This is a genomic window from Salibacterium aidingense DSM 18341, from assembly GCF_000429685.1.
Lineage (GTDB): Bacteria > Bacillota > Bacilli > Bacillales > Marinococcaceae > Salibacterium > Salibacterium aidingense.
Map to the genome: position 1 here is coordinate 113,195 of NZ_AUCI01000002.1, position 13,265 is coordinate 126,459.

General features: G+C 44.1%; 13 protein-coding genes. 8 read left to right on the top strand and 5 right to left on the bottom strand.

The features are described from left to right. Positions 1-18: 18 nt before the first annotated feature. Positions 19-1,263: a beta-ketoacyl-ACP synthase II gene (gene fabF / locus G475_RS0102715; RefSeq protein WP_026699944.1), complete on the top strand. Its 1,245-nt coding sequence runs from the start codon at positions 19-21 to the stop codon at positions 1,261-1,263. 206 nt (positions 1,264-1,469) lie between these two features. Here fabF and G475_RS0102720 read toward each other — a convergent pair whose 3' ends face one another. The 3 genes from G475_RS0102720 to G475_RS0102730 all read right to left on the bottom strand — a co-directional run bounded on the left by G475_RS0102720 (position 1,470) and on the right by G475_RS0102730 (position 5,499). After that, complete coding sequence (locus G475_RS0102720; RefSeq protein WP_026699945.1) at positions 1,470-2,534, bottom strand: LCP family protein; 1,065 nt, start codon at positions 2,532-2,534, stop codon at positions 1,470-1,472. Between the two features lie 97 nt (positions 2,535-2,631). Further along, positions 2,632-5,202 carry a CBS domain-containing protein gene (locus G475_RS0102725; protein WP_026699946.1) on the bottom strand — a complete coding sequence of 857 codons (2,571 nt, stop codon included), beginning with the start codon at positions 5,200-5,202 and terminating at the stop codon, positions 2,632-2,634. Between the two features lie 3 nt (positions 5,203-5,205). Next, on the bottom strand, positions 5,206-5,499 hold the full coding sequence (locus G475_RS0102730; RefSeq protein WP_026699947.1) for a hypothetical protein: 294 nt from the start codon (positions 5,497-5,499) through the stop codon (positions 5,206-5,208). Between the two features lie 188 nt (positions 5,500-5,687). On the opposite strand from G475_RS0102730, the gene G475_RS0102735 reads away from it, so the two are divergent. Both G475_RS0102735 and G475_RS0102740 read left to right on the top strand, forming a co-directional pair. Beyond that, complete coding sequence (locus tag G475_RS0102735) at positions 5,688-5,894, top strand: hypothetical protein (RefSeq protein ID WP_026699948.1); 207 nt, start codon at positions 5,688-5,690, stop codon at positions 5,892-5,894. 84 nt (positions 5,895-5,978) lie between these two features. After that, positions 5,979-6,728: a DUF3603 family protein gene (locus tag G475_RS0102740; protein ID WP_026699949.1), complete on the top strand. Its 750-nt coding sequence runs from the start codon at positions 5,979-5,981 to the stop codon at positions 6,726-6,728. Between the two features lie 302 nt (positions 6,729-7,030). On the opposite strand, the gene trpS is transcribed toward G475_RS0102740, so the two are convergent. Beyond that, positions 7,031-8,017 carry a tryptophan--tRNA ligase gene (trpS, locus tag G475_RS0102750; protein WP_026699950.1) on the bottom strand — a complete coding sequence of 329 codons (987 nt, stop codon included), beginning with the start codon at positions 8,015-8,017 and terminating at the stop codon, positions 7,031-7,033. A 165-nt stretch (positions 8,018-8,182) separates the two neighbouring features. Here trpS and G475_RS0102755 point away from each other — a divergent pair, with 165 nt between their 5' ends. Together G475_RS0102755 and G475_RS0102760 are read left to right on the top strand one after the other, a co-directional pair. Then, entirely contained in the window at positions 8,183-9,289 is a 1,107-nt protein-coding gene (locus tag G475_RS0102755) for an MGDG synthase family glycosyltransferase (protein ID WP_026699951.1), read from the top strand. A gap of 145 nt (positions 9,290-9,434) precedes the next feature. Next, positions 9,435-10,031, top strand: coding sequence for a TlpA family protein disulfide reductase (locus tag G475_RS0102760; RefSeq protein ID WP_026699952.1), 597 nt, complete (start codon positions 9,435-9,437; stop codon positions 10,029-10,031). Here the strand turns inward: G475_RS0102760 and G475_RS0102765 are convergent. Then, on the bottom strand, positions 10,021-11,013 hold the full coding sequence (locus G475_RS0102765; protein ID WP_026699953.1) for a sodium:calcium antiporter: 993 nt from the start codon (positions 11,011-11,013) through the stop codon (positions 10,021-10,023). The two genes, G475_RS0102760 and G475_RS0102765, sit on opposite strands and share 11 nt — an antisense overlap. Before the next feature lie 384 nt (positions 11,014-11,397). Here G475_RS0102765 and G475_RS0102770 point away from each other — a divergent pair, with 384 nt between their 5' ends. The 3 genes from G475_RS0102770 (at position 11,398) to G475_RS0102780 (ending at position 13,224) form a co-directional block, all read left to right on the top strand. Then, positions 11,398-11,670 (top strand): YciI family protein, encoded by a 273-nt coding sequence (locus tag G475_RS0102770; protein ID WP_026699954.1) that lies wholly within the window; start codon positions 11,398-11,400, stop codon positions 11,668-11,670. Between the two features lie 11 nt (positions 11,671-11,681). After that, positions 11,682-12,554, top strand: a complete 873-nt coding sequence (locus G475_RS0102775; RefSeq protein WP_026699955.1) for an NAD(P)-dependent oxidoreductase — start codon at positions 11,682-11,684, stop codon at positions 12,552-12,554. A 115-nt stretch (positions 12,555-12,669) separates the two neighbouring features. Continuing rightward, positions 12,670-13,224: an NADPH-dependent FMN reductase gene (locus G475_RS0102780; protein ID WP_026699956.1), complete on the top strand. Its 555-nt coding sequence runs from the start codon at positions 12,670-12,672 to the stop codon at positions 13,222-13,224. Positions 13,225-13,265 lie beyond the last annotated feature (41 nt).

A 13,265-nucleotide genomic window follows, 5' to 3' on the forward strand; every position in this document is an offset into this window, starting at 1 on the left:
ACAAAGGAGAGAAAAGACATGAGTGATAAAAGCCGTGTAGTAATTACCGGATTAGGAACAGTTAACCCGATTGGTCTCGATGTTGCTTCTTCCTGGAAAAATGCTGCGGCCGGAATTTCCGGAATTGGTGAGTTGACGCGGGTGAATAAAGAAGATTTTCCAATGAAAACATCAGCAGAAGTTCAAGACTTTGAACCGTCGGATTTTATTGATAAAAAAGACGCTAGAAAAATGGACCGTTTTACACAATTTGCCGTCGCCTCTGCAAAGATGGCACTGGAAGATGCAGATTACACGATCACAGAAGAAAATGCCGAACATGTCGGTGTTTGGATCGGTGCTGGTATTGGCGGCATGGAGACATATGAACAGCAGTTTCATAAATTTAATGAAAAAGGCTATAAACGAGTCAGTCCTTTCTTTGTCCCAATGATGATACCAGACATGGCATCTGGACAAGTTTCCATTGTAACGGGGGCAAAAGGGATCAATTCCTGCTCGGTCACAGCTTGTGCATCCGGCACGAATTCAATCGGCGATGCCTTTAAAGTGATTCAGAGGGGAGATGCAGAGGTGATGATTACGGGCGGAGCAGAGGCTCCGATCACGAATATGGCCGTGGCCGGGTTTTGCTCGGCAAAAGCGGTCACAACGAATGAGGACCCCGCCTCCGCCTCCCGCCCTTTTGACAAAAATCGTGACGGTTTTGTTATGGGGGAAGGAGCCGGCATTTTAATCCTTGAATCGCTGGAATCTGCGAAAAACCGCGGGGCCCATATCTATGCAGAAATTGTAGGATACGGGGCAACGGGAGATGCTTATCATTTAACCGCACCAGCCCCTGAAGGAGAGGGCGCGGTCCGTTCCATGAAGCAGGCGGTTGAGGATGCCGGGCTTCAGCCGGAAGATATTCAATATGTCAATGCCCATGGTACAAGTACGGGGTATAATGATGAATACGAGACCACAGCTTTAAAATCTGTGTTTGGTTCCCACGCCTATCATTTAATGGTTAGTTCCACGAAGTCAATGACAGGGCATCTGCTTGGGGCTGCGGGTGGAGTAGAAGCTGTGTTTACGTTAAAAGCAATGGAGGACAGTATTGTCCCGCCCACCATTAATTACGAAGAACCTGATCCGGCCTGTGATCTCGATTATGTACCAAATGAACAGAGACAGGCTGAGATTAAGGCGGCTCTAAGTAATTCTCTTGGATTTGGCGGACACAATGCCACGCTTGTATTTAAAAAATATGAAGCTTAACCGTTCCCGGCGTTTGACCGGCTAGAGGGTAACTGCATAGAAAAACCTCTGTGGAAAATTTCACAGGGGTTTTTCAGCGTTTGCCGCCTTGGAAGATTTCGATAGTAATTCTTATTTACAGCGGTTGCTGTGATAAGGATTCTGCGGGAAAAACCGGCTGCCAAAGAAAGACGAATCCCGGGAAGTACACCCGGGATTCGTCTTTCTTAATAGCTGTTGTCTTCCTGTTCCGAAGCAGTTTGAATGTCGTTAGAAGAGGATTGATTTAAGAAGTTTTTCAATTCCTGTCTGTTTGCCTGTTTGTCCATTTCAAGCACAAGACCAGCATGGCTGTATCTTTCGCTGGTATACGTATCATCTAAAGGCACACGCATAGTATCAATGTTGTTAATTTGATTCAACAATACGTCCTTGCCCAGGCCAAGCATTTTGCTTGTGGAAACATTGGTTTCCAGATTAGGACGGATGGCTCCAATTAATTGAGGAACCTTTGTGACGCTGCTGATAGAAAGCAATTCATCTTTTAATAAACCGAGCATCTCCTGTTGTCTCTGCACACGACCAAAGTCATTATTTTCATCCCCGCGGAAACGGACATATTCAAGGGCCTCTTCTCCATTTAAGTTCTGGGTCCCCGGTTGAAAATCAATATTCACGTTCCCTGAATTATCCTGATAATACATTCGTTCGTTAATATCGACTTCTATACCATCAGGAGCGATTGTATCGACCACTTCGATAAAACCGTCAAAATTCACGGTAGCATGATAATCAATGTCTATGTCAAAATTTTCTTCAATCGTGTTCTGCAATAATTCAATCCCGCCATAAGCAAACGAGGCGTTGATTTTATTATTTTCATAGCCGGGAATTTCGACATAGGAATCCCTCATGATAGATGCCAGATTTACTTCCCCGTTTTTTGGGTTCAAATTGGCAACCATTATCGTATCCGTGCGTTCCGTCCCGGATTCTTGTTCATCATCTACTCCAACGAGCAGAAAAGTAAGGTTTTCTTCCGCATTTTCTTCGGAGCTTTCGGTCACGTTTCCTTCTCTGCCGTTAGATTCTTCATCTCCTTGATCCTGTGAAGCTGACTGATTGTCTTCCTCTGTTACCGGGTTATTGTCACTATCACTGGCAAATGGCTGACCTCCTTGGGAAAAGGTGGTCAAAGTGGCCGTAATGGCCAACAGAGCTATTAAAAACGTTAAAACGTATAATTTTTTTTTCGCGGATGATTTTCGATATCTTCTTTTATGTCGTGCCACCGTTTTTACCTCCCTAGGACATTCAACCTTGATTATAACAGAAATGAGAGGATTCGTTGAATAAAAATTTTAGATAATGCAGCAATATCCGACGAAACTAACTATTATTCGGCTTCATTCGAGCATAAATATAGGTAAGTGCTTCTGTTCTGCTTGTAATATTTTGATCAAGCACCTGTTGTTCCAGTTCAAACAGATACTCCTTAAATGCCGGGCCGGGGTGGAGACCCGCCTCCTTTAAATCATGGCCATTTACAAAGGTCGGCAGTTCTTTTCTTCTTTTTCGATATTCTCTCCATTGTGCCGCTTTCCTTGTATCCGTGTTATCCCCTGCTTCCCAGGCGAGAGCGGTAAAGTAAAGAGCTTCGCTGCACGTATGGGCGGCAAACGAGTGAATGGACCCTAAACTTTCGAATGGTTCCCTTTTTTCGCGGGCAAATATAAAAGCAATGTCCTTGACAGTGATTTTTTGTGGTTTGGTCAGGGTGGCTGCTTCCGCATATTTCACCGTTTGTTCATTTTTTAAATAAAGACATAAAATAATACAAAACCAATGTTCCAGTGTTCCGACCACACCCTGTTCTTGAAGGAATTTTGTTAAAACAGCTCTGGAATGTTGCTCCCAGAGAGCACCGGGAAAGAATTTGTTTAAAACTCCAAGCTGACGAAGACGTTCCAGGCTTTGCAGTGGATCTGTTTCATGAAATAGATATTTAAATTCTGAGGCAATCCGGGTACGGGACAGAGACGAGACAGCGGAAACCGAGTGATGGACAAAAGCTGTGGTTTCTTGATTCATTTGAAAAGAAAACCGTTGTTCAAACCGGATGCCTCTTATAATTCTTGTAGGATCTTCTACAAAGCTTAGATTATGGAGAACACGAAGGGTTTTATTCTTTATATCCTCCAGCCCGTTAAAATAATCAAGCAGCTCTCCGAAATGGGAAGGGCGCAGGGAAACGGCCATGGCATTCATTGTAAAATCCCTGCGGAATAAATCTTCTTTAATGTTGGAACGGGAAACGGTTGGCAGGGCGGCAGGCTTCTCATAATATTCAGTTCTTGATGTGGTAAAATCAAGCCTGCGTCCGGATTTTGTGGTGACAGTCGCTGTCCCGAATGTTTCATGGATGGCGGTACTGCCCCCGATGCTGGAAGCAAAATCTTCCGCCAGGGCAATCCCATCGCCTTCTACAACAATGTCAATGTCTTCACTCGACGTTTCTAAAAGTAAATCACGGACCATTCCCCCTATAATAAAAGCATTCATTTGTTTTGCCGCTGCTAATTGGCCGGCTTGTTTTAACAACTGCAGGACGTCTTCGGGAAGATGTGTTTCCATCAGTTTTTTCATATTTTCCGGCTTTTTTTTCCGGGTAGGAGAAGGATAGTGTAATTGTTCAATAATATCCGTCCGGGAAACGATACCTATCATTTTCTGATCGTCGAGTACCGGAGCGCGCCCGATATTGTGCTGAATAAAAATTCCTTGGATGTCTTCAAACGAAGTATCTTTGGAGACCGTCACGGGGTTGGTGCTCATGTATCCTTTCACAGGAGCATGTCCCAGGTTATGCTGCACAGCTTTATCAATATCACGGCGGGAAATAATCCCGATTAGTTCATTGTTTTCATCGACAACTGGAAATCCATTATGGCCATATTGGATTAATCGTTTTTTTGTTTCCTCGACGCTAATGTCAGGGGTGATTGTTTTCACAGGGACAGACATGATGGAAGCAGCTGTCAAGGGGGGAGTAATAGAATGTTTTAGGTGATGTTTCACTTCTTGGAGTATCTCAGATAGTTTAGATCCTTTTACAGAGGCGGAGGCTGCCCGTTCATGTCCACCCCCATGAAAATGCTGCATAAGCGGAATCAGATTGATACGGTCAGAGGCTGATCGTCCAATGATGAATACTTTATTGTGCATGCTGGTAACAGTAATAACGGCATCAGCTCCCGTTGTTTCCATTAAACGCGAGGTGATCACGTTTAAACTGCCGATATAGTGATCAGTGTCCAGGCTGGCAACAACTACATCCAACCCTTCTTCTCCAATATTTTCGGAAGAGGAAAGAAATTGTTGAAAGGCTTCCTGCTGTTTCACAGACAATGTGTCTTCGGAAAACTGCTGGACCAGTTCAAGTTTCATTCCATTCTCCATCAAAAATACCCCGGCCTTCAGGTCCCGCAGGCTTGTACCCGGATATGTAAAAGAGCCGGTATCCGTATAGAGACCGAGCGCATATAAAGTTGCTTCAAAATCTGTCGGCTTCCACTCTCGTTTCATCCACTCTTCAAGCAGAATGGTGATGGCGGCTCCCGTATTTTCTAAATAATACGTTGTGTTCGCGCGCTTTTGCTCGGCAGGAAGCGGGTGATGATCATACACCGTCACCGGGATGGTGCTTTTTGTCAGAAAGGAAGCAATGGTGCGGTCAAGAGAGGGGGTATCCGTTAGAATAATATGATCGACGTTTTCCCAGATAATGTGTTCTTCAGAAACAAACGGAAAGCTGTCTCTGTATATAGCCAGATACTGCTGCACTTGTTCGGACTGTTGTTTGGAAAGTACCATCGAAGCGCCTTCATGAAGACTGGAAGCTGCCACCATCGAAGCTAAAGCATCAAAATCCATATGCTCATGTGTTAGAATGATTTCCATTTTTTATTCCTCCGGCTGCTGTTCATTTTTTATATACATCAGATATTGATGAAATTCCTTAAGGGCAAGAGAAAGAATAGCTTCGGTTGTATTCTGTTCTGGAGGCATCCCAACTTCCTCAAAATATTGTTTGATATCTTCCAATTGTTCCTTCTGTTCATTGTATAAACGCAAATGAGTGAAGAAGGTTTCATTTCCCAGGTGTTCGGCTTTCTCGTTTAAGTCTTTGACCAATTCGTCGTACTTCTTCATGTTTTCATATAGTTCCTGCTGCTGTTTTTCACGGTGAGTAGCCAAATTCGCCCCTCCTGCATAAAGTATGGTTAAAGGCATCTGCCTTTATTACGAAATATTTTAATAACAATTTTCGGATAACGAAAGGATTTTGATGAATCTGCAGCGAAAGGTTTTGTTGTTTATTACAAGTATAAAACATAATACCCCGGCGTGTCTTTGAAGGTTGAAAAGTAAAGGAGAGAATGAACATGATTGTCAGACTGATTCTGCTGGCAATAGGGTTTGGCCTGGCAGCTGCGGGGGGAATAAGTCTCATAGCGTATTTAAATTACATCCCGGCCGGATTAACCATACTGGAATATATAATGTTTATTTTTCAACGTTCCGAAGCTGCTTTACTCGTGCTCGGATTAGTACTGATCACAGGAAGCATTTACTGGCCTGAAAAATCTTGAGAACATTCCACGTCTAAAAGAGAATAAAACAAATTTTCTCTGACTATACTGTTGGTACAAATGGATAGCAAGGAGGGTGAAACGATGCCCCGAATCCGTGATGTGTGGATTAATTGGTTTGAAGGGGAAGAAAATGGGTATAATGTCTGCCCTTTTCATGAGTGGAATGCGGAAGATCGAATTGAAGTTCTCGATCAGGCTGAAATTGTAAAAGTAACGGAACGGTTGTTTGATTATGTAGAAAATCGATTGGAAGATATACCAGAGGTTTTGCTTCAGGAAGTATTTCAAAAGAGTACACTCCGAAAAAAAATGACCCGTATTACGTTGGATTACTGTTTTATCATGTTTGACGGGACCCGGGTTCTAGCTGTTGACACCCTCGGCTATAAAACCCCTATCCGTAAAAGCTGTCTAACCCCTAAGCATGAAAGAACGGTAAAAGAAATGATGGAAACAGATACATCCCCGGCTTTTGATCTGGAGATGGAAGTGGTGCCGAAGGAGTATCATATTTTGTCTCCTCATCCAGATTATATGAGAGGTTTAACGAGAAAGGAAAGGCAATTGAAGCAGTTGTTGTTTATGGCTATGGATCAGCTGTATACTTCCGGAGAACCGGCAGAAATCCGGTATTGGTTTACAGAATGGGCTCCGTACAAATATGAAGAAATTCAGCAGAACATGGACAAAGACACAATATGGCATCAATTATATAATGAAGTCAAAGTAGGCTGGTCTTTGGATCACTATGAATTGTGCCAAAAAATGATTAAAGGCCAGCCGTTCTTTGAAAAACTTTGGAATATGCAGCATGAAGAAGAAGTGAAATAGCGGGAGATCTTTACACAGAGAGAATTGTTCCATATAATAAAAAGAGACATATGTTAGCGAAGCAGGTGATACAATGGATGGACTAGCTTACGCCGTGATGCAGGGATTTACAATCCTGTTTGCGGTAGGAACCATTGGGTTCAGCGTATGGGTAGGAAAGATTTGGAGAAAGCAGAAAGGCTATTAAAAAAGACGAAGCTTGGGACCCCAAGCTTCGTCTTTTTTACGGGGGATCTGTTCTGAGCTGGAGTTACTACCTTTACATAGGGTCCATTCGACGTTGTCACAGGGCGTGACGCGAATTAACGTTTTCGTCCCAGTCCGACGGCCCGTTCCGCTTTTTTTAAGGTTTTAAAGCTTGCCTTACGGGCTTGTTCAGCTCCCTGATCCAATACTTCATCGAGTTCTTCCGACTCCATCAGCTCTGTATATCGTTCACGGATAGGAGTGAGAAGGGAAACAACAGCTTCGGCCACCGCTTCTTTAAAAACACCGTATCCCTTCCCTCTGTATTCTTGTTCAATCGATTCCAGAGAACGGCCGGAAGTGAGGGATAAAATAGACATTAAATTAGATACCCCTGGTTTATTGCCACGGTCAAACCGAATGTCATTTTCTGAATCGGTCACGGCACTTTTAATTTTTTTTGTGATGGTTTTTTCATCATCAAGCATGGAAATGAAAGCTTTTTGGTTCTGATCGGACTTGCTCATTTTCTTGTCCGGTTCCTGCAGAGACATAATTCGGGCTCCCACCTTGGGAATCTGAACCTCCGGTATTGTGAAAATATCGTTATACTGCTGGTTAAATCGTTCAGCGAGATTTCTGGTCAGTTCCAAATGCTGTTTTTGATCTTCGCCGACCGGTACGATATCCGTATTATAGAGCAGAATGTCTGCGGCCATTAATGGAGGATAAGTTAATAATGCGGAGGAGACACCTGTTTTGCCGGCAGATTTATCTTTGAACTGAGTCATCCTTTCTAATTCACCGATATAGGAAACACACTGCATTATCCAGGCGAGCTGGGAGTGGGCCGGCACTTCGGATTGAATAAATAATGTTGATTTTTCCGGATCAATTCCTGTTGCCAGGTATAAAGCGGCAAGGCTGCGGATATTCCGGCGCAGCTCTGTTTTATTCTGCGGTACAGTAATAGCATGCTGATCAACAATACAGAAAAAACACTGATGATCTTTCTGCAGTTCTACAAAATGCTTCATGGCTCCTAAATAGTTACCAAGCGTCAGCGTGCCGCTTGGCTGGATACCTGAAAAAACTCTGCTCATGATACAAAGCCTTCCTTTCTATGTAACGTCCTTTAAGACTTTTTCGTTTTTTTCTCTTCTACATCATATCGAAAGTCTTTTCCCGAGTAAACCACATTCTCTTCATCATGCATGTCTCTTTTATTCTACGCATATACTATGGCAAATAAGCGGAGGTATGGTTTGATGCGCATTCACATTTGGACAGCCTCATATGGATATGGACATATTAAAGCGGCGCTGCTTCTTCAGCAGGAGCTGCAAGCACGAAATCACGAGGCCGTGATTTGCCGACCGCTGGAAAATAAAAGCCCTCTGCTGCATAAGTGGAGCAGCCGGGGGTATAGAGGAGTACTTCGCTGGTTCCCTGCTGTGTGGAGAAAATGCTGCCGCCGCCGGTTGTCTGCGTTTATTTCTGTGGTGGCTGATCACTATCAGGAGTCGATTCAGCAAGCCCTGAATGCGGACCTTGTATTGTCCGTTCATCCACTGCTTAGTGCCGTAGCAGCGGAAGGGAAGAAGAAAAATAAGAAACCATTTCTGCCGCTTTATCATATCGCTACTGATTATTGGGATCCTCCGATTACGCATCATCCTGAAGTGGACGGCTATTTTTTACCAGCTTTGCCCGGACAGGCCCCTTCCAGCGGCACAAAGCCGGTATTTCCTTTTGGACTACCGGTGGAACCTAAAAATAAGCCGTATACGAAAAAAGAATGCTGCCTGGAACATGGCTGGGACCAAGCCAAGCCACTTCTTCTTGTATGCGGCGGGGGAGATGGGAATTTCCCATTTCAAAAAAAGCTGGCAGAACTATGCAGCCTCCCAGCTCCGGCGACCATCGTCTTCATGACGGGGACAAAAAAGTGGTCCGCAAAACAAAGGTCTGCCCGGCACCATGTTATTACTCTTCCATTTACGGAGCGGTTCACCGATTATTTACAGGCAGCCGACATTTTAATCACCAAAGGGGGAGGTATGACTCTGACAGAAGCAGCTCTGTACGAAACACCAACGATCATTGTCTCCCCTCTCCCCGGACAGGAAGAGAGAAACACAGCTTATTTTATAAAACACCATGCTGCTTATGCTGCGTTTTCTTCAAGATCGATGAGGCAGGAAACCAATTTGTTTATGCAGAGTCCATTTGAAAGAGAGAAAATGAAGCGGCGGTTAAGAAGGCTTCAGGCTCCGGATAGTACAGCCCGCATTATAGATACAGCTCTGCGGCTTGCTGCTAAGAGCGGTGCTTCAACCCAAGGTAAACAGCATATAACGGAACCCCCAACATAAGCACAGCTGCTAAAGGACCACGTCCTAATACGGGGAACACCGTGGATAGAAGGACAAAGACGAGGACCATTACAGTAAGAATATATACAAGGATACGGGTAATCAGCATTGTAACACCTACATTCTGGGAAAGGAGGATTTCTTCTTGCGTTTTTTTCAAAAACGGTTGATGTTTCTGGCCTTGTGTGGATTAATTTTCATTTCTGGTTTATTTTATCAAGCATCTTACAGTCCGGCAAAAAAAGCGGAACAAGCGGCGGCTGGATATCCGGTAGCACAGGATGGAGAGACTGCTCCTGAACTGGAACTGCGGGGCATGAATAATGAAATGTATTCTCTTGGCTCGTTTATGGATCAACCCTTATTAATAACTTTTTTTGCGAGCTGGTGCGGCATTTGCCAGCAGGAACTACCGCAGTTGTCTTCCTATTATCAGGACAATAAAGACCGCTTCAATATGGTAGCAGTTAATGCTACCACCCAGGAATACCAGAAAGAGCAGGTAGTCCAGTTTGTTCAGGAAGGGGAGCTCTCCATGCCGGTGCTCCTGGATGAGGAGGGCAGAGCGGCTGATGCATTTCAGGTTACCGGCGTACCTATTTCTTTTCTGCTCAATGAAAGGGGGACGATTTTAGAGACTTATTACGGGCCGATTGAGAAAGAAAAACTTGAAAATGCAATCGCCGCTGCAGGAAAGGAACCATCCCGGGACAAAGCAGAAACCTCCTCTTTTAAAAAATAAAGATAAAGTAGGACGTAATAAAATAAAGGACAATCAACAGCGCAGAGGGCCATGGGTAAAGATGGAAGACTTTCTTTCGTCCCCGCAGTACAGAAAGCAGCACAATAGCTGCCAGTAGACTTACAGCTCCTGCTGTGATTTGATGTACAGGGCTGGAGGCCGCAATAATGGGTCCGCTGAAATAAGCTATATCACTTACGGCCAATAAAATCATGTTAAAAAGATTACTTCCAAGGATGGACCCGAGAGCAAGGTTGTGATTTTGAAGCTGCAGAGCTACCAACACAGCAACAGCTTCAGGAAGCGAAGTAGAAGCGGCGATAAGAAAACTTCCGACAAAACTGGAGCCAAGACCTGTCTGAACAGCGATCTCATCCCCGGTAATCGTCAACAAGGAGCCGGCCGCCAGTATGACGGCTGCGGCAATAATAAATCCGATTTGTGCATGTTTTAATGAAATAGCATAAGATGGCGTAGATTCCTCGGATCGGGAAACCTCCGCTTCTTCTGTCATCCCTTTTTCCGTTTGTTTATTAATAAAGATTATTCCTGCGATATAGACTGCGAGAATGAACAGGGAATCAAGGCCGATACCAGCAAGGGACAGGTCTGTCCTTATGAATAAGGCAGCAAGAACCATCAGTGATAAAACAATTCCTAAAGATGCTGTATACGCGTGTGACATATCTGTCCTGGAAAACAATTTTTCTTTACGGTAATATAGATCAAATGTTGCGATAATGAGCAGATTAAACATATTACTGCCGAGAACATTCCCAACAGCAATGTCGGGATTATCAAGGATAACTGCGGTGAGACTTGTTGTCACCTCCGGCAGAGAAGTTGCCCCGGCAAGAAGAATGGTCCCTACCATCAAACCTCCCCATTTGGACTTGAGACTGATAACATCGGCGTACGTAGATAACTTCACTGCTGCTGTAACGGTCAAAACGGCAGCAATGGCAAAAAAGAAAAAAATCATGAGGTTCTCTCCTTTGATATGGGCCATAAAATCAAGAGAGGCATTGGCTGCTATTCCAGAACGGCGGACCATCCTAATAAAAAAAGACCTTCTTATAAAAAAACTGGAGATACATACTCCAATCCTTTTATAAAAAGGTCTTGCGTACATCCGCAACAGTGTGCGGCGTTCAACGAACCGAGTGCTTTCAGCACTGTCATGACGATCCGTTGATCCTATTGGACGCTACTCCCCTCTTCATTCCTCTATTAACATACCATCAAACCGTGATATAGTCAATAGTGAAACGTATAAAACAAATATAAATAAAAGCAGGAAAATGTATTGGTTATCCCTAAGTATACGAAGGGATAAAAATGTAGAAGAAAGAAGAGGCGATGTGAAATGCGATATTTTGCAGTATTGCTGCCGTTAAAAGACCAGGATTTGAGCCGGACTTACAGACCGGATCATCTGGCATTTCTGGAAAAACAAAGGAATGAAGGAAATGTTGCAGCCAATGGAAAATTTACGGACGGCAGCGGAGGACTTGTTATTTATCGAGCGGACAAGGTAGAAGATGTAGAAGCATTGGTCAAGCAGGATCCATTTGTCATTCAGGGAGCAAGAGATTATGAAATTCATGAATGGGAAATGGTTTCTAAAGAATGGAAATAAGGAGGGGAACGATGCAGACACTTGCATTTATTGGACTTGGGAATATGGGAATGCCAATGGCCCGCAACCTGGTGCAGGCTGGATATGTGGTATATGGGTTAAATCGATCAAAAGAAAAAGAAAAAACATTTGAGGAGCTTGGCGGCCGCCCGGCAGAATCATTAGCTGCAGTGGCGGAAAAGGCCGACGTTATCATGACATGCCTGCCGCAGCCTGCAGATGTGGAGCAGGTTTTACTGGGGGAGAAGGGGCTGTTGCAGTTTCCATTAAATAACCCTCTTATCATTGATTTCAGTACGGTTTCTCCTTCATTACATAGGACGGTGGAAGAAAAAGCGCAGCGCAGCGGGGCACGTTATCTTGATGCCCCGGTAAGCGGGGGGACGACAGGAGCAGATGCAGGAACACTCGCTATTATGTGCGGGGGAGAAGAAGAAGTATTTAAAGAGGCCCAGCCTATTTTAGATATTCTGGGGGCCAATATTACTTACACCGGTCCGGCAGGAAGCGGCACAAAGGTCAAACTGATTAATCAATACATGGTCGGTATGCACACGGCAGCAGTTGGGGAGGCCCTCCATCTTGCGGATCAATCCGGCATAGATAAAAGTCTGCTTTATCAGGTACTCAGCCGCAGTTTTGCCCAAAGCAGGATATTTGACCGTCATTACAGGGACTTTATTGTTGAGGATAAAGAAGAGCCGGGTTTTGCATTAGATCTCTTATTAAAAGATCTGGGCCTTGCAGAACAAATGGCCGGGGAAGCAGATGTGAATCTGGAAGCAGGAAAAAAAGTGGAGGACTTATTTCAAAAAGCAAGTGACCAAGGATTTGGAGAAAAGGATATGAGTACCCTTTATCAATTTGTCAAGCAAAGAGAATAATCTATCTATTGGTAAAATGGGCCGCAGGCATAATACTTTTCTTCCCTCTCCAACTCCGTTACAATAACTTCTGTACTTCATACACAACTATTTTACAACCATGGGAGGTATTGCAGTGAAAATCGCTGCTGTTATTGGGAGTACGAGAAAAGATTCGTACAACCTGAAACTTGCAAAATTTATAAAGGAACGATACCAGGACCGTTTCCATCTTGATATTCTCGAGATCGGTCATCTGCCGTTCTACAACCAGGATATTGAAATGGCAGCCCCGGCGGAAGTGACAGAGTTCAAAAACAGAGTAGCAGAAGCAGAGGCTGTATTATGGGTGACACCGGAATATAACGGCACCATTTCAGGAGCGCTCAAAAATGCCATTGACTGGCTGTCCCGTGTGGATCAAGTGATGATCGGAAAGCCATCTTGGATCGTAGGAGCGTCTATGGGAGCTCTGGGAACAGTAAAGGCGCAATCCCACTTACGCGATATTCTGTTCGCTCCAGGATTATCTTCTCCTCTTCTTCCCGCAAATGAAGTATTGATTGGTTCAATACATGAAAAAGTGGATGAGAATGGATATTTAACCGATGAAGGAACCATTTCCTTTTTGGATGGAACGGTCGATAACGTAGTTCCGTGGCTGGAAAGACAGGCCGTTGTGAGAAATTAATAAAAAGCCGTTGAGACTGCTCAACGGCTTTTTTGTATAAG

Coding starts and splice junctions, on each gene's coding strand:
- fabF (WP_026699944.1), top strand. CDS start 19: ATGAGTGATAAAAGCCGTGTAGTAATTACCGGATTAGGAACAGTTAAC.
- G475_RS0102725 (WP_026699946.1), bottom strand. CDS start 5,202: ATGGAAATCATTCTAACACATGAGCATATGGATTTTGATGCTTTAGCT.
- G475_RS0102735 (WP_026699948.1), top strand. CDS start 5,688: ATGATTGTCAGACTGATTCTGCTGGCAATAGGGTTTGGCCTGGCAGCT.
- G475_RS0102740 (WP_026699949.1), top strand. CDS start 5,979: ATGCCCCGAATCCGTGATGTGTGGATTAATTGGTTTGAAGGGGAAGAA.
- trpS (WP_026699950.1), bottom strand. CDS start 8,017: ATGAGCAGAGTTTTTTCAGGTATCCAGCCAAGCGGCACGCTGACGCTT.
- G475_RS0102755 (WP_026699951.1), top strand. CDS start 8,183: ATGCGCATTCACATTTGGACAGCCTCATATGGATATGGACATATTAAA.
- G475_RS0102765 (WP_026699953.1), bottom strand. CDS start 11,013: ATGATTTTTTTCTTTTTTGCCATTGCTGCCGTTTTGACCGTTACAGCA.
- G475_RS0102770 (WP_026699954.1), top strand. CDS start 11,398: ATGCGATATTTTGCAGTATTGCTGCCGTTAAAAGACCAGGATTTGAGC.
- G475_RS0102775 (WP_026699955.1), top strand. CDS start 11,682: ATGCAGACACTTGCATTTATTGGACTTGGGAATATGGGAATGCCAATG.